At 61.6% G+C, this 23,700-nt stretch carries 20 protein-coding genes and 1 tRNA gene; 7 read left to right on the forward strand and 14 right to left on the reverse strand.

All coding sequences use genetic code 11. From position 1 onward, the window contains the following. Positions 1-140 precede the first annotated feature (140 nt). The 6 genes from C7G61_RS23900 to mobB form a co-directional block, all read right to left on the reverse strand. Positions 141-1,796, reverse strand: a complete 1,656-nt coding sequence (locus C7G61_RS23900; protein ID WP_108519069.1) for an OFA family MFS transporter — start codon at positions 1,794-1,796, stop codon at positions 141-143. 411 nt (positions 1,797-2,207) lie between these two features. Next, positions 2,208-4,232 (reverse strand): sensor histidine kinase, encoded by a 2,025-nt coding sequence (locus tag C7G61_RS23905; protein WP_108519071.1) that lies wholly within the window; start codon positions 4,230-4,232, stop codon positions 2,208-2,210. After that, entirely contained in the window at positions 4,225-5,658 is a 1,434-nt protein-coding gene (locus C7G61_RS23910) for a sigma-54-dependent transcriptional regulator (protein WP_108519073.1), read from the reverse strand. Before C7G61_RS23910 ends, C7G61_RS23905 begins: the two co-directional genes overlap by 8 nt. A gap of 87 nt (positions 5,659-5,745) precedes the next feature. Beyond that, complete coding sequence (locus C7G61_RS23915; RefSeq protein WP_108519076.1) at positions 5,746-5,997, reverse strand: sulfurtransferase TusA family protein; 252 nt, start codon at positions 5,995-5,997, stop codon at positions 5,746-5,748. Between the two features lie 41 nt (positions 5,998-6,038). Further along, complete coding sequence (locus C7G61_RS23920; protein ID WP_108519078.1) at positions 6,039-7,295, reverse strand: molybdopterin molybdotransferase MoeA; 1,257 nt, start codon at positions 7,293-7,295, stop codon at positions 6,039-6,041. An 8-nt stretch (positions 7,296-7,303) separates the two neighbouring features. Beyond that, positions 7,304-7,831 carry a molybdopterin-guanine dinucleotide biosynthesis protein B gene (mobB, locus tag C7G61_RS23925; protein ID WP_108519080.1) on the reverse strand — a complete coding sequence of 176 codons (528 nt, stop codon included), beginning with the start codon at positions 7,829-7,831 and terminating at the stop codon, positions 7,304-7,306. 218 nt (positions 7,832-8,049) lie between these two features. Between mobB and fdhD the strand changes: the two genes are divergently transcribed. Both fdhD and mobA read left to right on the forward strand, forming a co-directional pair. After that, positions 8,050-8,940, forward strand: coding sequence for a formate dehydrogenase accessory sulfurtransferase FdhD (gene fdhD / locus C7G61_RS23930; protein ID WP_108519082.1), 891 nt, complete (start codon positions 8,050-8,052; stop codon positions 8,938-8,940). Continuing rightward, positions 8,885-9,568: a molybdenum cofactor guanylyltransferase MobA gene (gene mobA / locus C7G61_RS23935; protein ID WP_108519181.1), complete on the forward strand. Its 684-nt coding sequence runs from the start codon at positions 8,885-8,887 to the stop codon at positions 9,566-9,568. The genes fdhD and mobA overlap by 56 nt, the downstream gene beginning before the upstream one ends. 102 nt (positions 9,569-9,670) lie before the next feature. On the opposite strand, the gene C7G61_RS23940 is transcribed toward mobA, so the two are convergent. The 3 genes from C7G61_RS23940 to C7G61_RS23950 all read right to left on the reverse strand — a co-directional run bounded on the left by C7G61_RS23940 (position 9,671) and on the right by C7G61_RS23950 (position 13,921). Continuing rightward, entirely contained in the window at positions 9,671-10,774 is a 1,104-nt protein-coding gene (locus C7G61_RS23940; RefSeq protein WP_244608441.1) for an FAD-dependent monooxygenase, read from the reverse strand. A 71-nt stretch (positions 10,775-10,845) separates the two neighbouring features. Continuing rightward, positions 10,846-12,807 (reverse strand): molybdopterin biosynthesis protein, encoded by a 1,962-nt coding sequence (locus C7G61_RS23945; RefSeq protein ID WP_108519084.1) that lies wholly within the window; start codon positions 12,805-12,807, stop codon positions 10,846-10,848. Between the two features lies 1 nt (position 12,808). Beyond that, positions 12,809-13,921 (reverse strand): molybdopterin-binding protein, encoded by a 1,113-nt coding sequence (locus C7G61_RS23950; protein ID WP_108519086.1) that lies wholly within the window; start codon positions 13,919-13,921, stop codon positions 12,809-12,811. A gap of 183 nt (positions 13,922-14,104) precedes the next feature. On the opposite strand from C7G61_RS23950, the gene C7G61_RS23955 reads away from it, so the two are divergent. Beyond that, positions 14,105-15,316, forward strand: a complete 1,212-nt coding sequence (locus tag C7G61_RS23955; RefSeq protein ID WP_108519088.1) for an ABC transporter substrate-binding protein — start codon at positions 14,105-14,107, stop codon at positions 15,314-15,316. 149 nt (positions 15,317-15,465) lie between these two features. Here the strand turns inward: C7G61_RS23955 and C7G61_RS23960 are convergent, their stop codons facing one another. Further along, the gene (locus C7G61_RS23960; RefSeq protein ID WP_190241942.1) at positions 15,466-16,431 is read right to left on the reverse strand and encodes a TAXI family TRAP transporter solute-binding subunit; all 966 of its coding nucleotides are present in this window, start codon (positions 16,429-16,431) and stop codon (positions 15,466-15,468) included. Positions 16,432-16,598: 167 nt separating this feature from the next. Here C7G61_RS23960 and C7G61_RS23965 point away from each other — a divergent pair. Beyond that, positions 16,599-16,674: transfer RNA gene (locus C7G61_RS23965), tRNA-Ile, on the forward strand. Positions 16,675-16,960: 286 nt separating this feature from the next. Here the strand turns inward: C7G61_RS23965 and C7G61_RS23970 are convergent. Beyond that, the gene (locus C7G61_RS23970; RefSeq protein WP_108519093.1) at positions 16,961-17,581 is read right to left on the reverse strand and encodes an ESCO family N-acetyltransferase; all 621 of its coding nucleotides are present in this window, start codon (positions 17,579-17,581) and stop codon (positions 16,961-16,963) included. 124 nt (positions 17,582-17,705) lie between these two features. Here C7G61_RS23970 and C7G61_RS23975 point away from each other — a divergent pair, with 124 nt between their 5' ends. The 3 genes from C7G61_RS23975 (at position 17,706) to C7G61_RS23985 (ending at position 21,478) form a co-directional block, all read left to right on the forward strand. Next, positions 17,706-19,862 (forward strand): ATP-binding protein, encoded by a 2,157-nt coding sequence (locus C7G61_RS23975; RefSeq protein ID WP_145963675.1) that lies wholly within the window; start codon positions 17,706-17,708, stop codon positions 19,860-19,862. 73 nt (positions 19,863-19,935) lie between these two features. Further along, positions 19,936-20,367, forward strand: coding sequence for a hypothetical protein (locus C7G61_RS44025; RefSeq protein WP_145963676.1), 432 nt, complete (start codon positions 19,936-19,938; stop codon positions 20,365-20,367). A gap of 535 nt (positions 20,368-20,902) precedes the next feature. After that, the gene (locus C7G61_RS23985; RefSeq protein WP_190241943.1) at positions 20,903-21,478 is read left to right on the forward strand and encodes a DUF4238 domain-containing protein; all 576 of its coding nucleotides are present in this window, start codon (positions 20,903-20,905) and stop codon (positions 21,476-21,478) included. 170 nt (positions 21,479-21,648) lie between these two features. Here C7G61_RS23985 and dcd read toward each other — a convergent pair whose 3' ends face one another. From dcd to C7G61_RS24000, 3 genes are all read right to left on the reverse strand, one after another. Continuing rightward, positions 21,649-22,248 carry a dCTP deaminase gene (gene dcd / locus C7G61_RS23990; RefSeq protein WP_108519102.1) on the reverse strand — a complete coding sequence of 200 codons (600 nt, stop codon included), beginning with the start codon at positions 22,246-22,248 and terminating at the stop codon, positions 21,649-21,651. After that, complete coding sequence (locus C7G61_RS23995; RefSeq protein WP_145963678.1) at positions 22,245-23,123, reverse strand: M48 family metalloprotease; 879 nt, start codon at positions 23,121-23,123, stop codon at positions 22,245-22,247. Before C7G61_RS23995 ends, dcd begins: the two co-directional genes overlap by 4 nt. 139 nt (positions 23,124-23,262) lie before the next feature. Further along, the gene (locus tag C7G61_RS24000) at positions 23,263-23,682 is read right to left on the reverse strand and encodes a hypothetical protein (protein WP_108519106.1); all 420 of its coding nucleotides are present in this window, start codon (positions 23,680-23,682) and stop codon (positions 23,263-23,265) included. Between the last annotated feature and the right edge of the window lie 18 nt (positions 23,683-23,700).

Below are 23,700 nucleotides of genomic sequence, written 5' to 3' on the forward strand. Positions count from 1 at the left end.
GGATGAGTACTCGAAATGACCGCAAGATCAATAAAGCCATCGTATGCTGCGATTGCGAACACCTATCGATCGGCCGGCCGAAACCGAGGTCGGAAGACGCCGCGGGAAACCATGATAGCGGTCCCGCGACGTCTCCGTCGTCAGAGTATCTTGACGGCGCTTTCCAGCGTCTTCCACACGCCCCAAGCAAGCGGGATGCCGACAAACGCCCAGAACAGCGCGGCCTTGGCGTCGAGCCCGCCGAACCCGATGCCGTAGGAGCCCGACGGTCCCGACTGGCCTGCGCTGGCCGTCGCCGCCTGCAACTTGGCGACCTCGGCATCGCTCATGTGCCATTTTTTATCGACCGGCTTGATCAGGTGGTTGCAGATCAGGCCCGCGATCAGCATGGCGCACAGGATGTACATCGTCGTGTTGTAGAGCTGGTCACGCGGCACGCCGGCGGCAAGCTGGAACTCGCGGATGTAGTTCACAACCACGGGACCGATGATGCCGGCGGTCGACCACGCCGTCAGCAGCCGGCCATGGATGGCGCCGACGAACTGGGTGCCGAACATGTCGGCGAGATAGGCCGGCACAGTCGCGAAGCCGCCGCCATACATCGACAGGATGATGCCGAAGCCGAGCACGAACAGAAGCTTCGAGCCCATTGCGGCGAAGGTCGGCGCCAGCGCGTAGAGCACGATGCCCAAGATGAAGAACGTGTAATAAGTGTTCTTGCGGCCCATCTTGTCCGACAGCGACGCCCAGAAGAAGCGGCCGCCGATGTTGAACAGCGAGAGCAGGCCGGCGAAACCAGCCGCGATGCCGGCAATCGTCGCCTTCTGCGCCGCGTCGAGCTGGTTGAAGCCAACGTCGGGCAATCCGATCAGCTTGCCGGCGAAGATTTCCTGCAACATCGGCGAAGCCATGCCGATCACGCCGATACCTGCCGACACGTTTAGGCAGAGCACCCACCAGATCAGCCAGAACTGCGGCGTCTTGTGCGCGTCCTTCAGATGAACGTGGTTCTGCGAGATCATAGCATTGGCTTTGGTCGGCGGAGTCCAGCCCTCGGGCCGCCAGCCCGCCGGCGGAATCCGGTAGCGGAAGGCGCCGATCATCATGAACACGAAATAGATGGCGCCCATCGCGATGAAGGTTTCCCAGGCGCCGACCGAGGTCGGCGACTTGAAATAGTTCATCAGCAGGTTCGCCAGCGGCGCACCGATCATGGCGCCGCCGCCAAAGCCCATGATGGCCATGCCGGTCGCCATGCCGCGCCGGTCCGGAAACCATTTCACCAGCGTCGACACCGGCGAGATGTAACCGAGGCCGAGCCCGATGCCGCCGATGACGCCGGAGCCGAGCCACAGCAGCCACAGTTGATGGGTGATGATACCGATCGCGCCGAGCACGAGACCGCCGCACCAGCACAGCGCCGACACGAAGCCCGCCTTGCGCGGTCCGACGCGCTCCAGCCAGCCGCCCCAGATCGCGGCGGAAACACCGAGCAGCACGAAAAACAGCGTGTACATCCACCCCATGCTAGCGACCTTCCAGTCGCAGGTGGTGGTGAACAATTCCTGCATCAGCGTCATGTCGGAGCAAGCCTTCGGCGCGGTCACGCCGATCGCGCGCGACAGCGGCAGCCAGAACACGCTGAAGCCATAGGCCATGCCGATGCAAAGATGAATGCAAAGCGCCGCCGGCGGCACCAGCCAGCGATTGAAGCCGGCTGTCGCAATCGTCCGCTCTTTGTCAAGGAATCCCGTTCCGGCACCGGGTATACTCCCGGCGCTGCTGATTGTTGTCATCGCTATTTTCCCCTGCAGCCCACTGTTGAACTGGGCGTTTTTTGACGTCTTCGATCCCGTCGTCTTCAGCCATGCAGTGGAACAGCACCATCCTGCTGTCCCACGCAATTCCGGAACGCGCGGGGACCGCCACGCGCATTCGAGAACCATCCACCCTGATGTTTTGATTGTGCTCGCAGCAGTGCCGGCCAATTGAGGTGAGATTTTGCCGGCATGAGATGCGCGGCCGACAGCTCAACCCGACTGCACACCGCTGGTCATCGCTCCTCCCCTTTCAACTTGTTGAAGAGGAGTGAGCAATCCGTGTGCCAAATCGCACGATGCAAGAAATCAATGACTTGTGAGTGACCGTGCGGCGACTCAAGACAAAATGTCCGGACTCTCCGGACAAAATGTCCAATCCGTCGGGGATCAGTCGGCTTCCGGAAGCCACACGCGGAATATGCTTCCGCGGCCGACTTCGCTTTCCACCGTGATCTGGCCACGCTGGCGCTTGATCAATGTCTGACTTATGGAAAGACCAAGGCCCGTGCCCTCGCGGCGCTTCGTCGTGAAGAAGGGATCGAACACCTTCTCCACCATATCCGCTGGCATGCCAACGCCGGTGTCGGCCACTTCGATGACGATGCCCGGATTGCCGTCCCGCTCGGCGTCGAATGACCGCAGCGCAAGCATCCCGCCGTCCGGCATGGCATGGATCGCGTTGACGATCAGGTTGATCACGACCTGCTGCAGTTCGGTGCGGTTCATCAGGACCAGGCGGCTGGCCCGATCCTCTCTCACCACGTCGATTTCCGTCTTGTTCAGGAGATGCTGCACCAGCGGCAGGCAATCCGCGACCACGCTTCCGGGCGCATGACGCTCGACATAGCCGGCATACTCTTCCGGCCGGGCAAACTGCAAAAGCTTGGTGATGATCTGGCTGATGCGATGGATCTGCTCGTCGAGCAGGCGGAATTCGACTTTGGCCTTTTCGACGTCAGGGCCGATCACGCTGCGGATGACGTCGAGATTGCCCTGCATCACCGCGATCGGGTTGTTGATCTCATGGGCGACGCCGGCGGTGATTTCGCCGATCGCGGCGAGCTTTTCGGACATGATGAGCTGCTTGGTGGTCGCCTCCAGCTTCAGATTGGCGTGCTCGAGATCCCGCGTTCGCTCGCGTACCCGCGTGTTCAACTCCTCGTTCCACTCCCGCAACTGGCGGTCGCGCTCCTGGATCTGGTCGAGCAGGGTATCGAGGTGAAACGCCACGCGACCGATCTCGTCGCCCGACGCCGGCAGTTTGGTGCGGGCGGACAAATTGCCGCTCTCCACTTCGCCGATCGTCGTCGTAACGCGCTCGAGCGGCATGAATATCGACTGCGCCCAGCGCAGGAAGATCGGCACGGTTGCCGCCGTGATCACGATGAATGCGAGCGCGATGATCAGCAGCGTCTCAAACTTCGCGGCGCTGAACGGCTTTTGCAGGAAGCCGACATAGAGCATGCCGACACGCTTGCCATAGCTGTCGACCAGTGGCTCATAGGCCGAAATGTACCAGTCGTTGACCACGAACGCGCTGTCGAGCCAGGTGCGCCCCTCGTCCATGACAGCAGAACGCACGGCCGCTGATACGCGCGTGCCGAGCGCGCGGCGCCCTTCAAACAGCCGGACGTTGGTGGAGATCCGCACGTCGTCCAGGAACAGCGTCGCCGTTCCCTGGCTGCCCTCAGGGAGGCTAGCCGCCCGATAGACGAGGTCGTTGATCGTATCGATGAATTCCAGGTTTTGATTGAGCAGAATGCCGCCGACCAACGCAGCCGGCGCTCCGCCCGGAGTCGTCGCCCGGCTCGCCGCATGCACGACCATGCCGTGCGTTTCCGTGCTGCGGTCGGTCGGCATGGCGTTCGGCGTCGGCACCAGGTCGAGACGCGCACGTTCTGCCAGAACAGGTGAAATCGCCGCAAGCTCATCATTGGTGAAGATGTCGATGCCGGCTGACGGGGCTTCCCCCGACAACGCCGAAGTGATGATCGGCCAGTCGCCCTTTGGCCGTCCAGGAAACGCGGGTGACGAGACGAGGATCTTTCCGCTGGAGTCCATCAGGTAGAGAAAGTCGAGACCTATCTCCTTGCGGGAGGTTTCGAGCAGGTCGCCCACGGCGGACAGCGGATCATGCTCTTCCACATCGCGGAAGCGGGCGGAGAGGCCGAGCGCGCGGATCTGAACGCCGGTTTTTTCGAGAATGCGGGCCAGATATTGGTGGGCGATGGTGAGATCGCCATTCACTTTCGAGATCAGCGTCGCATCGAATCTCGCGTTCCAGCGATAGACGGCAACTCCGAGCAGCAGCGGCAGGATGACCAGCATGGGCAGCAATGCAATGGCGAGCAGCCGGAAGCGGACGGATCGCCCGCGCATCGGTCCGTCCGTGCGGCCTGCCCGGTCAGCCATTCCATAACGCAAGCTTGCGATCGATGGTCTTGCGCGAGACCCCGAGCCGCCGCGCCGCTTCCTCACGGTTGCCGCCGGTCTCCTTCAGCACTGAAAGAATGTGGCGACGCTCCATGTCCGCCAGACTGTCGGCGGTGGCGACTTGCCCGTCGTTTCGCGGCCCGGCGAAATCGTCCGGGAACGCGCCGAGGATCAGCGTGCGTTCGATCAGATTGCGCAGCTCCCGCACATTGCCCGGCCAGTCGTAACTCGCCAATGCGGCGCGGACCGAGCCGTCGATCGGAATCGGCGGCATGCCGAGCTGTGTCGAGAGCTTGCTCATGAAGATGGTGGCGAGCTCCTGCACGTCGTCGCCGCGGTCCTTCAACAGCGGCAGGTGAATCTGCATGACGTTCAGGCGGTAGTAGAGGTCGGCTCGAAAGCGCCCTTTTTCCACTTCCTTCGGCAGGTCGGCATTGGTCGCAAAGATGAAGCGGAGATCGACCGGCACTTCACGCTCGGAGCCGACGGGACGGACGCGGCGGTCCTCCAGCACGCGGAGCAGCTTGCTCTGCATCGGCAGCGGCAGTTCGCCGATTTCATCCAGAAATAATGTGCCGCCATGCGCATAAAGGAACAGGCCCTCGCGCCCGCTGTCTGCGCCGGTGAAGGCTCCCTTGATGTGGCCGAATAGTTCGGCCTCGATCATGTCGGGCGGAATGGCTGCGCAGTTGACCGGCACGAAAGGCTTATCGGCGCGGTCGGACAGCGAATGAATCGAGCGCGCCGCGACTTCCTTGCCGGTGCCGGATTCGCCGGTCAGCAGGATCGACGTCGGCAGGCGGGCGACGCGGGCAATGGTTTCCCGCACGCTGCGGGTCGCCGGCGACGCCCCGATCAGGTTGTCGCGCAGGAAGGTGCGATCGGAGGAGGCGCGCAGCGCATAGCGCAGCACATAATTCTCGCGCTGCAGCCGGACCCGGTCGAGACAACGCGCCACCGCGTTCAGGATCTGGTTCGAGCGGAACGGTTTCAGCACGAAATCGACCGCGCCGGCGCGCAGCGCCTGAATCGCGGTGTCGAGATCGGCATAGGCCGTGATCAGGATCGCATCCGCAAAGAAGCCGACGGCCCGCTGCTCGGCGAGCCAGTCGACGCCATTCTTGCCCGGCATGATGTTGTCGAGGATGACGACGTCGAACCGGCTCTTGTCGAGCATGCGCGAGGCTTCGTCCGTGTCGGCCGCCTCCGCCACATGCTTGCAGCGCGGCCCCAGCGTGCGCACGAGAAAATTGCGCATCCCGGGCTCATCATCGACGATCAGGATCGAGGCCTGCGCCAGCGCGCTGAACTCAGGCCCACCGGCTGATCTGCCGAGTTTCCCCGCCGGCTCATTGACCGTGGCAAGAGATGCCGCTGCGCTCGCCTTCGATGTTGGGAGGTTCATGCCGGGATTTGTAGGGCCGAATGTCGCACCCGGCAACCGCTCGGTCGTCTAATTGACGAGCGAGGATCTTGTCCCCGCCCGGCCCGCTCAGGCATTTGTCTTTTCCGCGGAACCCATTGCTTTTTCTATCAAAAAAACGATCCGGTCCTGGCTGCGCTCGGTAATCTCGACCTTGTCGCCGGTCTCGCGAATGAGGTTCGGGATATCGATCACCGACAGCGGATCGGTACAGAGCACTTCCAGCCTGTCGCCGGGCGGCAACGTCTTCAGCGCCTTGCGCGTCTTCAATGCCGGCAAGGGACATTTCAGCCCGGCAAGATCGAGTTTTGTCGTCGTCATGCTCCGACCATGGCGAAGGGACCCTGCATCGTCAACGGACATCAATTGATCAGGCTTGCATAGGACAGGAACCCGATCGTCTGGCCAGGCGTCACCTGCGTGAGTTCTTCGCCGAGTTCGACCAGGCCGTCAGTATCCGCCAGCGAAGACAAGAGGCCCGCGCCTTCGCGTGGAAACTTCACCGCTTCGAGCGCACCATCGGCGGCCTTGCGCAAGGTGACGCGGACATATTCGCGGCGGGCAATCTTCTTCTTGTAGCTGAAGGCGGCACGCACCGGCATCGGCAGCAGCGGCTCCGGCTGCGCACCGGATAGCGCCAGAATCGTGGGCCGCACGACGTGGACGAAAGTGACGAAACTCGCCACCGGATTGCCCGGCAAGCCGATGAACGGGGTGCCGCCGATGATTCCCATCGCGACGGGTCGTCCCGGCTTGATCGCCATCCGCCACAGCACCAGCCTGCCGACGCTTTCGACGCTCGCCTTGACGTGATCCTCCTCGCCGGTCGAAACGCCGCCGGTGGTGAGGATCAGGTCGTGGCTGCCGGCCACCTCCTGCAGGGCGCGGGCGAGCGCAGCCCGATCGTCCCTGAGGACGCCGAGATCGCTGACCTCGCAGCCGAGCCGCGACAACATCGCCATCAGCATGAAGCGGTTGGAATCGAACAATTGCGCCGCGGCGCGCGCTTCGCCGGGCGAGGCCAGTTCATCGCCGGTGGAGAACACCGCAATGCGAAGGCGCCTCACGACATCGAGTTGCGTCAGGCCGAAGGCCGCGGCAAGCGCAACATCCTGTGGCCGCAGCCGCTGGCCGGCCTTTAGCGCCGCAAAACCTGCCGGAATGTCTTCACCCGAGGGGCGCACATTGGCGCCGGGCTTGAGGCCCGCGGGAAGCACGACCTTGTCGCCGTCGACGCGCACGTCTTCCTGCATGAACACGGTATCGGCGCCCTCGGGCATCGGCGCGCCGGTAAAGATGCGCATCGCCTGCCCCGGCTTGAGCGGCGCAGATGCGGCGCTGCCCGCCTGAACGCGGCCGATTACCGGAAACGCCTGTTCTTCCATTTGCGGCAGGTCGCGGCTGGAGACCGCATAGCCGTCGACGGCGGAATTGGTGAAGGGCGGCAGCGGCAGCGGCGCCAAAATGTCGTGCTCCAGAATGCGGCCATCGGCGCGCGCAAGCATGACCGTCTCGATATCCACGACCGGCGTCACGCGCGTCGCAATGAGACCGACGGCCTCATCGACCGACATCATCGGACCGCCGAAGGCAAAGCAATCGTCGGACAATTGCGCCATGTGCCTGATCAGCCCTCAGCTTCGCATTTCGCCAGCACGTCCTCGAGCGATATCGCCGATTTCAGCATCATCGCCGCCACCGCTTCGATATCATCGAGATGGGCGGTCGGCAGCGTGGTTTCAACCGGGGTGTCGGTCGCTATCCCGACGATGCCGGGATCGTCGGGGAACAGCAGCGGTTTTTCATTCGCGGCGCGATAGACCTCGATCTTGCGGTGCGGCTCGCGCTTGAAACCCTCGACGACGACGAGATCGACCGGCGACATCTTCGCCAGCAGTTCCGGCAGCCGCGGCTCGGCGGCACCACGCAGCTCGTGCATCAGGGCCCAGCGCTGGCTGGACGACACCAGCACTTCGGCCGCGCCGGCCTCGCGATGCTTCCAGGAATCCTTGCCGGGCACGTCGACATCGAAGGCGTGATGGGCGTGCTTGATGACGGAAACGCGTAGGCCCTGTTTGTGCAATTGCGGGATCACCCGCGTCAGCAAGGTGGTCTTGCCGGCGCCGCTCCATCCCGCGAGGCCTATTACATTCATCACATTCTCCGACACCGGCGTCAGTATCCCCCGTCAAGCCCGGGCAAAAGCGCGAAGCGCGTCTTCCACCCTGGATGTCCCGGGCATCCACGTCTCGAACCGTCTCCGAAAGAAGACATGGATGGCCGGGACAAGCCCGGCCATGACGGGTAGACCGTGACTTGTTCACTCCGGTGCTTATATCAGCCCCGGGACAAAGTCATGCTAACCTGCGTGCTATGATGAAGATGGAAAAAGCCCCCGCCCCCCTGATCGTGCCGAATCCCGAGGATCCGCGGCTGACCGAGCGCGTTACCGGGACCGACCAGACGGGTGCTGCGGTCGAAATCCGGGTGCCGGTGGAGCGGCCGCTGACGCTGTATCTGAACGCCCAGGAGATCGTCACCATGATGACGATCGGTGACTATCCGGAATACCTCGCGCTCGGCTATCTCCTGAACCAGAACATGCTGAAATACGACGACGTCGTCACCGAGGTCGAATATGACGACGACCTTCAGGTCGTGGTGGTGCGCACCGAGCACCACACCAACTTCGAGGCAAAACTGAAGAAGCGCACGCAGACGTCAGGCTGCGCGCAAGGCACCGCGTTCGGCGATCTTCTCGAGGCCGTAGAAAGCGTGGCACTGCCGAAAGCGGAATTGCGCACGTCCTGGCTCTACGAGATGACGCGTACGATCAACACCATGCCCTCGCTCTATCTGGAAGCCGGTGCGATCCATGGCTGCGTGCTGTGCAAGGAAGGCACGCCGGTGTGCTACACCGAGGACGTCGGCCGCCACAATGCCGTCGACAAGATCGCGGGCTGGATCTATCGCCACGGCGTCGATCCCGCCGACAAGATCCTCTACACCACCGGCCGCCTCACCTCCGAAATGGTGATCAAGACGGTGCGGATGGGAATTCCCATTCTCGTCTCACGCTCGGGCTTCACGGCCTGGGGGGTCGAACTGGCGCGGCAGGTCGGACTGACACTCGTCGGGCGCACGCGGGGAAAACGCTTCATCGCGCTGTCCGGACAGGAGCGGATCGTGTTCGACCAGGACCTCGACTATGTCGCGGAAGAATCCGCGCGGCACAAGCGCAAGGGCGAAGAACGTGACGACTGACGCGACGGAGACCGTCAAAATTCCCGGCGTGCTGCTCGCCGGCGGGCTGGCGCGCAGAATGGGCGGCGGCGACAAGCCGATGCGCACGATCGCCGGCCGCACCATTCTCGACCGCGTGATCGCGCGGCTGAAGCCGCAATGCGACGGCCTCATCCTCAACGCCAATGGCGATCCTGCACGCTTTGCCGCGTTCGGGCTGCCGGTCATCCCCGACGGCGTCGCGGATTTTCCAGGCCCGCTCGCAGGTATCCTCGCGGCACTCGACTGGGCCGCAGCCAACCGGCCAGACATAAAACTCGTTCTCAGCGCCGCCGCCGACTGTCCGTTCCTGCCGCGCGATCTGGTGTCGCGGCTATGCGGCGCGCTGGAAGCAGAGAAGGCTGAGCTGGCCGTTGCTGCCTCCGACGGACAATCGCATCCGGTGATCGGATTGTGGAGCGTCGGCTTGCGCGAAAAGCTTCGTCACGCGCTTGTCGTCGAGGACATCAGAAAGATCGACCGCTGGACCGCGCGCTACAAGCTTGCCACCGTGACGTGGCCGATCACGCCGCTTGATCCGTTCTTCAACGCCAACACCATGGACGACATCGCGGAGGCGGAGCGGCTGGCGGCACTGGATGGGGATTGACTCAACTCTCTCCGTCATCCCCGCCACGTGCGCAATTACAACGTCGGCTGGATGAAGCCACGGATCATCAGCGAGCTGCTGCGCATTCAGGGTTAGGAGACCTTACGCCGCAAGCGGCACGGTCCAGGCGTCGTAGCCATAGACCCAGTCGGTATCGGTCTTTCCGCTGAGCCAGATATTGGCGCGCGAAGTCTCCTGGATGCGCGCCGTCCGCGCCTTGCGCGTCGCCTCGAAGCGGCGAAACGCATTCGCAATTCCATCCGGCTCAACGCCGTCGAGACAGCGCGACAGCACCGCGGCGTCCTCGATCGCCATCGCCGCGCCCTGCGCCATGTAGGGCGTCATCGGATGGCAGGCATCGCCAAGCAGCGTCACGTTTCGATCCGTCCAGCGCTCCAGCGAGTTACGATCGACAATCGCCCATTTGTGTACGTCGGGGCACGCGGCCAGTACCTGCTCGACCTGGCGGTCGAAGCCGGCGAACGCCTTGCGCAATTCCCTGACGTCGCCCTTCGCCGACCACGACTCGATCCGGAAATCCGGCTCCGGCTGGCTGGTGACGAGGTAGATCTCGCTGCGGTCCGGCTTGACGTAATAGATGACGATGTGGCGATCCTCGCCCCACCATTTGGTGCAGTCATCGATTTTTGCACCATCGAGCAGCGCGGCGGGATAGGTGGTGCGGTAGGCGATCCGCCCGGTGAATTTTACCGGCGAGATGCCGAACAAAATATCTCGTACGACCGAGTGAACGCCGTCGGCGCCGATCACGGCGTCGGCGACGGCGCTTGCACCGTTGGCGAATGTCAGCCGGACGCCCTCGCCGCTTTCCTCCAGCCCGACCAGTTTGTGATTGAGCTTGACGCATTGATCTGGAACGGCGCTGGCGAGCGCCGCATGAAGATCGCCGCGATGCGCCAGCAGATAGGGTGCACCAAACCTCTGTTCGGCGCTCTCGCCGAAGATCATATCGAATTTGACTTCGCCGGTGCGCCAGTCGCGGTTGTTCCAGGAGCGCGGATAGAACGACTGGCCGCGCAGTCGTGCCTCCAGCCCCAGCCCGCGCAGCACCTTCATGGCGTTGCAGCCGATCTGGATGCCGGCGCCCAGCCGCGCGAACTGCGTCGCCTGTTCGTAGACGGTGATTTCGATGCCGACCCGCCGCGGCGGCCGCGAGCCCACCCATGCCGGCGCCGATGATCGCAATCGATAGCGGTCTTGCCATTCCCAGTCCCTGCTCGAGCCGTTTCTAATGACGGCTTCTCACATGTCGCGCATCAGGCCGGCCGAAACCCCGCCTGCTCCAGGGCGGCGCGGCCCTGCCCCGACGCCAGCGCATCGAGAAAAGCCTGCACCGCCGGCCGCTGCTTGCGCGCCTTCACCAGCGCAAAATCATAATGCTCTTCGGCAAAAGGAATGAAACCCAGGTTTGACGCATGCGCGACCGGCGCAATGGTCATGCCCCAGTCGGCGCGATGCTGCGCGACCGCGGCCGCCACCGCATTGTGCGAGCGCGGCTGATTCCAGTAGCCGTCCGGGCGCGCGCCGCCGAGCAGCCGGTCGATCAGGATGCGCGTGCCCGCGCCCTGGTTGCGATTGACCATGATGCAGGCGGGATCAGCGAGTGCGGCGCGAACTGCGTCTTCGGCCGACAGTCCCTCGAAACGCCGGTCGCCCTTGCGGAATACGATGCCCTGCATGCGCCGCCAGCCCGGCACCAGTTCGAGCCCGTCGCTGAGATAGGGCGTGTTGTAGGTCTCGGTCTTCTCGTCGAACAAATGGATCGGCGCAAAATCGCATTCGCCGCGCTTGGCGGCGGAGAGCCCGCCGAGACTGCCGACGGCGATCGAGCGCACGACAAATCCCGCATGCGCCAGCGGCGCGGTGACGAGATCGAGCCCGGTGCAATGGCTGCCGACGATGACCAAATCTGGCACCCGCACATGCGGCGTGAACAGCGTCACCTCGGCCTCGATGCCCGCGGGCATCTGGTCGGCCAGCGCATCGATGCGCAGAAAGCCGTCGGACTGCGCGAATGATGTGATGGCGCCGGAGCCTTTGCCTGTCGGGTACGCGATCAACCCGTCCGCCCCTTCGACCAGCGACACCATGACGAATTCGGTGCGGCCGAGTTCGGAGGCGATCCGCACCGGCACGCGTGCGGCCACCTTGGCGTCCGAACGCGGCGGCAGGCCGGCCATCCGCCGCAGCACCGGCACGATCATGTCGTGGAAGGTGAACATCGCCGAGGTCGGAAATCCCGGCAGGATGATCACGGGCTTGCCGTCGCATACCGCAAGGCACAGCGGCTTGCCGGGCTTCAGCGCAACGCCATGCGCGATGATGCCGGGTTGGCCGAGCCGGCCGATGATACGATGGGATACGTCGCCCGCGCCCTTGGACGAGCCGCCCGACAGCACCAGCATGTCGCTGGTCTCGAGCGCCCGGCGCATGGCAGATTCGAGTGCTTCCTCGTCGTCGGGAATTGCGCCCAGAAACGCCGCCTCGCCGCCGTTCTCGGAGATCGCCGCGGTGACGATGGCGCCGTTGGTGTCGTAGATCGCGGCCGGGCGCAACGGCGGGCCGGGCTGCATGAGTTCGTCGCCGGTGGAGATGACGGCGACGCGCGGAGGCCGCGCGACGGTGACGTCCGCGATGCCGCAGGCGGCCAGCATGCCGATCTCGCGCGAGCCGATGATGGTGCCGGCACGCAGCAGCGCCTCGCCACGGGCGATATCGGAGCCGGCATGGGACACGAATTGCCCTGGGGAAGCGGCGCGGCGGATTTCGATCGCGCGAGGTCCTGATGGCTGCGTATGCTCCACCATCACGACGGCGTCTGCCCCGCGCGGCACCGGACCGCCGGTCGCGATCGGCGTGGCCGTCCCCGACAATACCGGCCGCGTCGGCGCGATACCGCAGGCGATCACCTCGTCGTTCAGCATCACGCGCACCGGTAAAGCCTCACCGGCGGAAGCAAGATCGGCCGAACGCACCGCAAAACCATCGACATTGGAGCGGTCGAACGGCGGCACGTCGATCGGCGCCACGACATCCTCGGCAAGCGCACAGCCGAGCGCGTCGGCGAGCGGGCGCTTCTCTGCCGTCACCGCACGCGGGAACAAGGCGGCCTCGAAACGTGCCAGCGCATCCTCGCGCGACAGGATCGTCAGGAACTGGTCCTGCTCGCTATTGTCGCGGTCTCTTGGCGAAGGCGTATTGGTCATTCCCGAACTCATATCACTCCCGCAACATATAGGCATCGACCGGGCTGCCTGCCGCAAAGCCTTCCGAGCCGCCTGATACCACGAGCCAGGCTTCGGCACGCGCGATCGCGTTGAGCGACAATTCGCCCACCGCCAGCGTGGCCCACATATCCTGCTTCCGCTCCAGCAACACGATCTCGGCGATGCCGACGCTGGATGCAATCTTGCGCGCCAGCGGCAAATTGACTGTTTTGCGCTGGCGCCGGCCCGCGAGGCGATCGAGTACGGGAAGCGCCAGCGTCCACCATGCCGCGAGGGCCTGATCCGGTGCGCCCGGCAGCACCACGACGGGCGTCTTGCCGAGGCGCCCGACGGCCGAAGTGCGGCCGGGTTGCAGGGCAATGCCATGGCTAAGAATTTTGCCACGCGCAGCCAATGCCGTCACCGCCGCATCGGTGCGGCCGACGCCGGAACCGCCGACGATCAGGAGCAGATCGCACGCGCCGTCATCGAGTGCCGCCGCAATCGATCCGGCATCGCGGCCCGCAGCGGTGAAGCAGACGGTTTCGGCACCTGTCGCTTGCGCGCTCTCTGCGATCAGATTCGCCGCCACGCCGCCACCGGGGACATTGACGATGCGCAGGCGCGGACGCCGGACGTTCAATCGCTCTATTCCGGCAGTGCGTGCCAGCAGGAGATCGCGCGGCAGCACGCGCCGCCCGGCCTCCACGACGAGACTGCCGGCCGCAATATCGCCGCCGGCCCGGCGCACGCCCTGCCCCGGAATCGCTTCCGCCAGCACCTGCGGCATCGGCCCGGACAAATCGACGGAATCGGAATCGAGCACGCAGTCGCAGGCCTCCGGGATGGCCTCGCCGGCCTCGACCCAGACCGGCGGCGCCGATAACGGCAACGGCGAATAGGAGGATGCGCCGACGAGATCGCGCGCGCGGAAGGCGTAACCGTCGACGGCGGCGATGTCGCGTGACGGACGGGCCTGGAGCGGCGGCATTTCGGCGGCAATGCAGCGCAGTGCTTCCTTGAGCGATAATTCCACCGGCGCGACCGGTTCCACGCCCTGCAGCAGGGCGTCGAGCGCCGTGTCGAGCGGCGTAAGTGAGGTCGGCAGGCGCTGCGGCGAGGTCATGGTCCGGCTATGCCCTGAATCGGGCTGGAAATAAACAGAACCGGGGGCAGCCTATCGTCGGGACCCCTCCACGGAACCACGTTGACGCCGCCCGAAAATAGTTGCAAATGAGACCAATTGGCGGATCAAACCGCCTGCCAAAACCAGCGGCCAACGCGCCGATTCCAGGGAGGAGAAGACAGGATGTTCGCCAGGAACCTATCCAGGCTGGGAATACTTGCGGCCGCGCTGCTGGCGTCGACCGCCGCGCTCGCGCAAGTTTCAGACGATGTGGTCAAGATCGGCGTCCTCACCGACATGAACGGACCGGCGGCGACGCCGACCGGCCAGGGCTCGGTCACATCAGCGCAAATGGCGATCGACGATTTCGGCGGCAAGGTGCTGGGCAAGCCGATCGGCATCATCGTCGGCGACCACCAGCTCAAGCCGGATATCGGCGGCGCGATTGCGCGGCGCTGGTATGACGTCGATCAGGTCGACCTGATCGTCGACGTTCCGGTCTCCGCGGTCGGCCTTGCAGTGCAGAACATTGCCAATGACAAGAAGAAGCTGTTCATCACGCATTCGACCCTGGCCGCGGATTTCCACGGCAAATTCTGTACGCCCTACGCGATGCAGTGGGTGATCGACACCCGTTCGCTCGCCGCAGGCACCGCGCAGGCGGTGGTGAAGCGCGGCGGCGATAGCTGGTTCTTCATCACCGACGACTATGCGTTCGGCCACTCGTTGGAACGCGACGCTTCCAGCGTCGTCACCGCCAATGGCGGCAAGGTGCTGGGTTCCGTGCGCCCACCGCTCGCGACCCCGGACCTGTCGTCCTTCGTGCTGCAGGCGCAGGCGTCCAAGGCCAAGATCATCGGCATCGCCGCCGGTCCGCCGAACAACATGAACGAGATCAAGACCGCCGCCGAGTTCGGTGTATTGAAGGGCGGCCAGCAGATGGCGGCATTGCTCGCGCTGATCACCGACATCCATTCGCTGGGATTGCCGGCAGCCCAGGGCCTGTTGCTGACGACCTCGTTCTACTGGGACATGGACGACAAGACGCGTGAATGGTCAAAACGCTATTTCGCCAAGATGAACCGGATGCCGACGATGTGGCAGGCCGGCGTCTATTCCTCGGTTATGCACTATCTCAACGCCATCAAGGAGGCCGGCACCGACGAGCCGCTGAAAGTGGCGACGAAGATGCGCGAAAAGCCGGTCGAGGATTTCTTCTCCCGCAACGGCAAACTGCGCGAGGACAATCTGATGGTGCATGACCTGTGGCTCGTGCAGGTCAAGAAGCCGGAGGAATCGAAATATCCGTGGGACTACTATCAGATCCTCACCAAGATTCCCGGCGATGAGGCGTTCGGCCCGCCCGATCCGGCGTGCGCGATGGCGAAGAAGTGACTGCGTAGCAGTCATTCCGGGGCGCGCAAGCGAGCTATGGTGCGCAATTGCGCACCTGAGAATTTCGAGATCCCGGGTTCGCTCGCTTGGCTCGCGCCCCGGGATGACCGTTGCCTTGCCTCGCGCTGAAACGCGAGCCAAGGCAACGGTCACTTCACCACCCCCGCCTCCCTAAAATATTTCATCACGCCGGGATGAATCAGCGCTGCATTCGGCGCCGCCGCGACCGTGTTCGCGGCCGTGGTCTCGCAGGCCTGCGGCAGCTTCTTGCAAAGCGCGCCCTCCGCTCCGTGCAGCGTGCGCGCCAGCCGGTAAGCGACATCATCAGGCAGGCTCTCGCGCGCCAGCACAAAACTCCATGAGCCGATGGAATCGATGGCCGCCGGCTGGTTGGGATAGCTGTTGGCGGGGACCGTCAGCGGCTTGAGAAAAGTGTGCTTGGCGCGGACGCGTGCGATCTCGCTGGCGTCGGGCGCGATGAACCGTGCGCCGCCCGGCGCCTGCGCCATCGCGGCAAAACCCGGCCAGCCGATGCCCGCGCCCCATAACGCGGCGGCACGGCCGTCCTGTACCATGGCGGGGCCGTCGCCCGCGCGATCGAGATAGATCGATTTGAAATCCTCGTCCTGCTTCAGCCCGATGCCATCGAGGATGTAGCGCGACAGGATCGGCAGGCCGGAGCCCTTGGCGCCGAAGGCAACCGGCTGGCCGACCAGATCCCTGATCGTCTTGTAGGGACTGTCCGCCCGCACCACGAACATGCCGGGACTGGAATACATCGCGGTGAGGATTTTCAGTTTTGTTGCCGCCCGCCCGATGCCCATGAAGGCCTCATAGGCCGGCTCGCCGGCCACCAGCGCGATGTCGAGTTGATCGGATTCCAGGAGCGGGATGTTTTCGTTGGAACCCTTGGTGTTGCGCGGCTCGATCGATAGCGCGGGATCGGCCGCATTCATGACTTCCGCGAAGGCATTGCCATAGACCGGAAAGCCGCCGCCCGGCGTCGCGGTACCCAAGCTGATCGTGGATTTGGTAATGGTCTTGCCTCCCTCCTGCGCCGCGGCGGCGCCAGCGAACAGGAGCAGGCCGGCCCAGACGATCCCAGCGAGTTTCATTTCTAGCCTCAAGCGTTCGGTGACGAATGATGCAACGGAGGTTGTAGGCAAGCGCGGGGCCTGATGAAAGCCTGTTCTTGGCCGCCAACCCGGCATTGCCGTATCGCTGTCATGCCTGTAAACGATGGCGGCACCGTTGCCGGCCGCTTCTCCCGGCCGCCGCGGCGGGGCCTGTAGCTCAATGGTTAGAGCCGGCCGCTCATAACGGTCTGGTTGCAGGTTCGAGTCCTGCCGGGCCCACCAATGATCGCAGAACCTTAGTACGTTTCTGAAGGTTGATGATTTGATACCGCCTCAGTTGCCGCCACAGAATTGATTGCCGTTTTGTTCGCGTGATGATCTTAAGTGGGAAAGTTTGACCAAGGTCAGAAACACTTCCGCAGGTGAGACCAGCACCAAACAGCTCCATTTTGATAACCGCCGTCACAGGCAATTGGGTGGAGAAACCGAACCCTCCGATCCGGCTGCTCAACGACATCGCGGCTTTCCGGCAAGGCCGGCTAGTCGCTATCACTGGCAGTGCTATTTATCAGAAGTTGTCGGCGGCCAGTTGACTCTGCGCGTATTTTCGAATGTCGTCGGGTACATCCTCCCGGTTAGCGAAGAACAGAGCCGCCCCTTTGGAAAATGGCGGGTCCGGCTCGATGTTCGGATATTTGTCGTGGACCATCAGCCACGCCGTTTGCATGAGTCCACGTCGGCGATGGCTTGGCGCGATCCAGACCCAACATAAGACCCATCGCGCGGGCTCATTCTCGTATTCCATCCATCGCACCACGAAGCCGCCGACGGCGCGGCCGTCGGATCCCACGATCAAGTAGCCATCGCCAGTGTCTTCGGCTTCTTCATACATCGTGAAGCCTGCGCCGAACTCCTTTTTGAAGACGCGTGAAATGCGCGCCAGGCGTCGCCGGATGGGCCGCGGACTGTCGGAGCGAACCGGAACGAGCTGACCATGGCGAATGAAAAGTTTCGCAAGTGTAACGCTCGGTTTTGGCTCAAAGACATCGACGATCTCACGATGATATGCCTCGTGCATGATGCGATCGTCCGACTCTTCTTTCACGTACAGCATGTTGCAGACCGGACAGGTGCCTTCAAACGTCTCGGGACGCTTAAAAAACTCCATCGCGTACGCGCGCTTGGCCATTGGTCACCTTTCAATTCCGTGAGCGCGGCTGCGCAAGCTTATCCTATGGCGCGGCCATGAAATAGGTCATGGGACTTGCGATGCTGGTTGTGTGATATGATGGGACGCAACCAGGGATTCGTAAGTGGCTGATAACAGATTGCAGACGACCTTAGCCGATCGGACCAAGGCGTTGTGCGCCAATATTGTGGTCTTCTACGCTAGCTTATACTTCGCCTCGGGCAATCTGCTGCCCACGGGCGGACTCGAAAGTGTTTGGTTCCTGAGCGGTCTCGCGCTGTGGTTCTTGGCACTTCTTTCGGCCCCCTGGTTCGTGCCACCCAAAGACGCGCTAGCGAACGCACTCGGCGCCATGGCTATCCTGGTGACCGCCGACCTCGGCGCTGTCGGCGGTCTAAAACCTCACCTCGAAGCGGTGCGATGGGTGGCGGTGACCTATTGCGCCGTAATCATGGTGAGTGCTGTCGTCTCTCTCTTCATCCATGATAAAAGCAAGCGTTCGCCTACCGGGCGCTTCTTTTTCCGCGTCACGGATACCTTCGGTCAGGGGGAATTGCTCTACACCCCACCGGCCCTGATCAGCATCATCGGCGCGTACCAAGGCAGTCTGACGACGGTCACCTGGTTAATCATCCTATGGACGATGTTCGTGATCGGCAGACCGGCGGAACGCTTGCTGTCCGCCTGGAAACATTGGCAGGTCGAAAAAGCGCGGGTAATTTCGTCTCCCACGATCGGATCGATCGAACGCATCGACGATCCCGATATCGTCAGGGTCAGGCTCGCGCGGCACTCCTCCTGGAAGCCGGGCACGCTTCATACCGCTGCGATGTCGAACGGCGATCAGCATTTCGTGCTGGCGCTGTTCAGCCAGGTCCAAGGCCTCGAAGTGATGGGTACGGGTCTCTGCGTCGCCCAGTTGCAGGATAAGATCAGCCTGTCGGAAGGCGAAGTGATCCAGTCACATTCGCCGGAAAAGGCGGCCGAGTTCATTGAGAATTTGAGTGGCACGCCTGGCTCCGAACTGGTCGGTTTCACGGTTGAAAATTCCAATATTGGAATATTGCGATTCGAGGTGTCCGCGGCCTCGCAGCTGGGCGAAGGGCAAGTCGTCTTCGTGCGGCTCAATGGCACAGACGTTTTCTACCAAATTCTAGACGCACAGACTGCGGAAGAAAGTTTCGACCAAAATCCCCGCGGCACCCACATCGTCAACGCGGTGCAACTGGGCTGCTATTCACCCGAAAACGGCTTCACGAAATACGGCTGGCTATCAACAATGAACGCGCCGGTGTTCTGGGCGAAGGCTCGGGTTTTTCCGGCCGCCGTGCTCAAGCCGGGCGAGTTCGTTGTCGGATCGGTGCCGTCGACCAATATTGGCGTCACCGCGCATATTGACGACTTGGTGCAGTTTCATACCGCCGTTCTCGGCGTGACTGGCACTGGCAAAACGGAACTGGCGCTCGATATTGTGCGGGAGGCGGTCAGAAATGATTTTAAGGTGTTTTGCGTCGATTTCACCGGCGAGTACAAAGCACGCCTGAAAGATTTGAACCCGATTTTCCCGGCCCCTACGGCCGCCCAAATAGATGATCTGGACCAAAAATTATTCGCGGCGGAGACAGGGGCATATGGTGCTGGCGCGGAAAAGGCAGCCTTGAAGGGTTGCCTGGCGAACATCAAGGTTGGTGTCGAAACGCAAATAAAAGCCTTCCTGGAGGGCGCGGAGAAGCTCGCGATCCTTGAGTTGACCGAAATTTCCAACACCAAGGCGACGCTGCGGATCACGGAACAGTATCTATCGACTATTATGGCCTGGGCGCGGAAACATCGCCAAGCGCGCAAGGTGCTGATCGTTCTGGAGGAGGCGCACACCATCATCCCCGAGACGTTCAGCTCGGGCTTCGATGGCGATACCCAATGGGTCGTCAGCCGTATTGGTCAAATCGCGTTGCAGGGCCGCAAGTATGGCGTGGGCCTACTTGTAATCAGCCAACGAACGGCCTTGGTGAGCAAGACGATCCTTTCTCAGTGCAATACCTTCCTCACGCACAGCCTCATCGACCAGACCAGCCTGACGTTCCTTGAAAGCGTTTATAGTTCCCAGCATGTGCGCTCGATTCCAAACCTGGGACGCTTCGAATTCCTCGCCGCGGGCAAAGCGATCAAGGCCGAAAGGCCGATCCTGCTCGGCCGGCCGTTTGATCAGGCGAAAAAGGACGCTAGCGATGCGTTGCGCCAACCGCCACCTGAACCGCCGGTCGTCGCACAAACAGCCTAGCCGATCGGCGCCAGCATTCGACTACAGTCTGCGCAACAGACTTTCGCAACGGTCGAAGCTCTGGTGAAATCGAGTGTCTACCCTTTGCATTTTTTTTGACTTGCGCAACAACAACATTTTGCCTCTGATTTTTGAGCAGGCCAACCATTGGGAGACCAATGGCTCGGCCAGCTATTCAAAATTCTCGAATTCAGAGGAGCGCATTTGTGCAACTCTACTTGTTCCGCATTCTACCTCGCGCATCTGCGACACCATGCTTGCCAGGATGAATTGCCACCATTCGTCCGTCAGGCCCTTGGAGACCATGACAACCTGCGGGTATTGCAACCATGCGGCCATCCCGACCTTGCAAACCGTGACCACCAGCTGGGATCGCGGCCATGCGACCATCTTTGCCCTGCAACCCATGCCCGCCCTTTGGGATCGCGATCATACGGCCGTCTCGACCTTGCAAACCATGCCCGCCTGCGGGAACCGCAGCCATGCGGCCGTCCCTACCCTGTAAGCCGTGTCCGCCACGTGGAATAGCGACCATGTGCCCGTCTGAGCCTTGTAAACCGTGTCCGCCATCTGGAATGGTGACTGAGACCCCGTCGCGGCCCGTTAGTTTCGTCGGCATCGTTCCCTCGAAAACAATTTCTGGTTGATATGTGAGGTAGCTAAAAGTCGCACAAGAGAAAAGCCTAAAGAAACCATGGGGCGGCGCTAGTGGTGGAAAAGCCCAGAGCCGCCGCATTTCCGACGCACATCCAAACAGGGTTATGCCTTCGGAAAATTACTGGAGGCGGTTAGGGAAGCTTGAGCTTTAGCGAAGATTGCCTCAGTGCAGGCCCGGATCGACCTGCTCGAAAAGGCAAGATGAGCACTTTCGACGTTGGCTCGCCGAGAATTGATACCACCCAAGAAAACGATAAGGGCGGAAAAGGCGTCCGTCGCCAGTTTGCGACGCAGCCTCCTCGAGCTGGCGTCGATTCGACGCTTCGGGGCGGAGCGGCTGGAAATGGATATTGAGTTTGAACGCTATGCCACGAGCCGTGCCCATGTCGCCGCTGGGGGGAGCCCATGGCGAGACATTTGTGGTGCCGGGCGAGACCTCCAGCAACTGGCGCAGACTGGCAATTCAAAGGTCGCGTGAGCGTACCGAGAACTTCAACATTTATATTGAGGCCAAATTTCACGACACTCTGGTACAGCGGTACGAACAGCGGAAATGGCAAATCGTCGTGGCGATCGACGATTCAGGTGGTTTCGTCACGAGCGATCATCCTATCTGTTTACGATGGTGCGACGGTAAGGACCGCGGCTTCCTTTCTCCGGGATTTGGCATGCCTGGCACGGAAGTACTCTTCTCACTCTCGCCAAAGCTCGCGCTGCGCGGCCGTTTCGATGGCGAAGAAAACATCGTCCAGGAGGACAAGGATACGGTCGCTGGCATCAACAGCCTGTTGATCAGCAATTGCCATAACCAGATCTACGCGCGGGATGCGCTATTCAGCTACAAGCGCGGACCGAAAGAGGAAGTCGGCAGTGGTGCCCACCTCAACACAGACGATGTGTTTCTTGCAGGTGGCAAGGACCCCGGCGATACCAAAATCTTCACGCTACGGACCAAATAGAGCCAATGCGGGCAGATTATCCCCACAAAAGTTAAGGATATGCCCAAGCGCCGAAATAGCAAAGCCGCCAGACCGGGTTGAGACCGGTCGGCGGCTTCTTACGCAATTACTCGGCAAGACGGTCCGCTTTTGGGCCGATAACCGATAGGCGAACGATGATCAACCGTACCTTATTGGTCTGGACTCAGCCGTGAGAGTCGTTGCAGGTCCGCGTCGTCGGCCGCACGCGACGGAGTTGGACGGACGTTTCCGAAATATTTTCTCTCTGTTCCGCCGTAGTTTGTGGTACTGGCGAGTTTTGTCAGACGCATCTGAAACATCTTAGCACCGACGACGAGTTCCACAGGGTTATTGCCATGATTGAATAACTCGACCGGAAAACATCCTCGAAAGCCCGGCTGTATCATCGTATTCACCGCAATGCCCAGGCGTGTGTAGCTGCTGCGCGAAAGCACGTCCGCATAAGCGTCGGATGGAAGGGCCACATACTCCAACGTCGTTGTCAGTACCACTTGATCCGGATAGAGGATGAACCGCTCGCCGAGTTCACGTCTCGTCGGTTGAAAGTATGAGGACACAGAGCGGAATCCGGCATCCTGACGCGCAACTCCGATGTAGGGCCGACGTGTCACGATAGACACCAGGAAATCATAACCTAGACGCAGGTCAATCGTGACCTCACCGATCTGGGAATCATCAAGTAGGGGTTCGATCCAAAGGCCCGTCGGCCCGGTCTTTCCCAACCGATCGAGAATTTCTTGCTTGATCACTTTATTACACTCGACCAGCGTTGCCGTATCGATGCGTTACGGATCGATTTTTCGGTCAGATCGTTGACAATCCGGATTATCTCCAACGGCTTCGCGCTCTTAGTCCACGACGGTCCGTCGCCGCGTAGCGCCTTTGCCATGTATGACCACCCAGAGGACATCATACCGTGCAGCTCTTCTTTGCCAGACAGCACATGAGGGCGAATATCGTCAAAGGAAGCCTCGATATCCGGAATGCTGAAACGACGCTCAAGCCTCGGAAGCCCCAGTCGCGTGAGAGCGTCTTGAAACATTGTGAGCTCGTCGAACTCTTCGCCTGCAAGGAACGCGCGGATAACCTCTATTCGCTCAACTGTCGGCGGATGGGTGAATGTCCGTTTTCCCAATGGATTTACAGCGTTCAGGCTGTCGACAATTCCGGACCCGACATAACAAGCTGCAAACAGATCCGCAAAGTGCTCGCGCCGGTGCGTTGAGACTATCTCCTGGAGATTCTCAGGAACGGATTTGAGCAGCATCGTCGTGTCGGTCACGTTACGATTCAAATCCAGAAAATGTCCGAGCTCATGGTATAAGGCACTGCAAAATAGCGGCATGTGCTTGTAAAGTCGTGGTACACCGATTAAAATTAGACGCCCTCTTGGAAGTGGCCGGTCATAGCGAGTTATCGCGGTGCCAACAAACTCCCACGGATCGCCTGGATTGAGATGAAAGTCCTTCTCCTCAGTCAGAGTTGTCGTGACCAGACACTCATCAGTAAGCCAATCCGCAATCGCAAACCTCATGCAATATTCGATTTCGTAAGGCAATTCCTTGGTGGTGGACCCCTGCAAGTAGCGGTGAGTGACCCATACCTTTTCAGAGAAGTTGCGCACGATCTCGTCGTCATATCGGGGTGAGGCTGTTAGGACGTGCCGGATAACGTCCACAAGAGCGCGCGTATGTGCTTCGATCGCTCTATTGAAATAGGGCGTCGTCGAAAGTTGCTCTAGACTTTCGAGTAAGAGCCCAAGGTCAGTCCGCGGGTGCAATGTTAGGCTCCAGGCTACGGAGCACTTTATCTGCGATGTCGGGACTAACATCACCGATACGCTCGATACCTTCTAACGCGTCTTTGAGGCCGGCAATCGAGCGAAAGTCATTCGCCAATTGAACAGCTTGCGGGATGACTTCGGGCGAGATCGTCCTTGGATCCTCGAGTAGCAGCCTCGCTTGTTGCAGAACACAATTAAAGTGAGTCGACAGGGGAGCCGGAATTTCTTGGTTGCCCCGATTGACCAAAATGAGCGCAAGCCGAAATAGCTCAAGACGCTTCGCATTCTCGGACGGTATCGCCGAAAACATATGTTCGCTCCATCCCGCCGAATCGTCGATAGTGTGGCTCAACGGGCTTTTGAACGAAATGGCTGTTTCGAGTTGTCTACCGAAACCCATGCTCCCTCACTTGGCGTC

This window comes from Bradyrhizobium algeriense, from assembly GCF_003062295.1.
GTDB classification, from domain to species: Bacteria; Pseudomonadota; Alphaproteobacteria; order Rhizobiales; family Xanthobacteraceae; genus Bradyrhizobium; species Bradyrhizobium algeriense.

What these genes read in the sequence shown, in the direction of transcription:
- C7G61_RS23900 (WP_108519069.1), bottom strand. Translation starts at nt 1,796, where the DNA reads ATGACAACAATCAGCAGCGCCGGGAGTATACCCGGTGCCGGAACGGGA.
- C7G61_RS23905 (WP_108519071.1), bottom strand. Translation starts at nt 4,232, where the DNA reads ATGGCTGACCGGGCAGGCCGCACGGACGGACCGATGCGCGGGCGATCC.
- C7G61_RS23910 (WP_108519073.1), bottom strand. Translation starts at nt 5,658, where the DNA reads ATGAACCTCCCAACATCGAAGGCGAGCGCAGCGGCATCTCTTGCCACG.
- C7G61_RS23915 (WP_108519076.1), bottom strand. Translation starts at nt 5,997, where the DNA reads ATGACGACGACAAAACTCGATCTTGCCGGGCTGAAATGTCCCTTGCCG.
- C7G61_RS23920 (WP_108519078.1), bottom strand. Translation starts at nt 7,295, where the DNA reads ATGGCGCAATTGTCCGACGATTGCTTTGCCTTCGGCGGTCCGATGATG.
- mobB (WP_108519080.1), bottom strand. Translation starts at nt 7,831, where the DNA reads ATGAATGTAATAGGCCTCGCGGGATGGAGCGGCGCCGGCAAGACCACC.
- fdhD (WP_108519082.1), top strand. Translation starts at nt 8,050, where the DNA reads ATGATGAAGATGGAAAAAGCCCCCGCCCCCCTGATCGTGCCGAATCCC.
- mobA (WP_108519181.1), top strand. Translation starts at nt 8,885, where the DNA reads ATGTCGCGGAAGAATCCGCGCGGCACAAGCGCAAGGGCGAAGAACGTG.
- C7G61_RS23945 (WP_108519084.1), bottom strand. Translation starts at nt 12,807, where the DNA reads ATGAGTTCGGGAATGACCAATACGCCTTCGCCAAGAGACCGCGACAAT.
- C7G61_RS23950 (WP_108519086.1), bottom strand. Translation starts at nt 13,921, where the DNA reads ATGACCTCGCCGCAGCGCCTGCCGACCTCACTTACGCCGCTCGACACG.
- C7G61_RS23955 (WP_108519088.1), top strand. Translation starts at nt 14,105, where the DNA reads ATGTTCGCCAGGAACCTATCCAGGCTGGGAATACTTGCGGCCGCGCTG.
- C7G61_RS23960 (WP_190241942.1), bottom strand. Translation starts at nt 16,431, where the DNA reads ATGAAACTCGCTGGGATCGTCTGGGCCGGCCTGCTCCTGTTCGCTGGC.
- C7G61_RS23970 (WP_108519093.1), bottom strand. Translation starts at nt 17,581, where the DNA reads ATGGCCAAGCGCGCGTACGCGATGGAGTTTTTTAAGCGTCCCGAGACG.
- C7G61_RS23985 (WP_190241943.1), top strand. Translation starts at nt 20,903, where the DNA reads ATGTCGCCGCTGGGGGGAGCCCATGGCGAGACATTTGTGGTGCCGGGC.
- C7G61_RS24000 (WP_108519106.1), bottom strand. Translation starts at nt 23,682, where the DNA reads ATGGGTTTCGGTAGACAACTCGAAACAGCCATTTCGTTCAAAAGCCCG.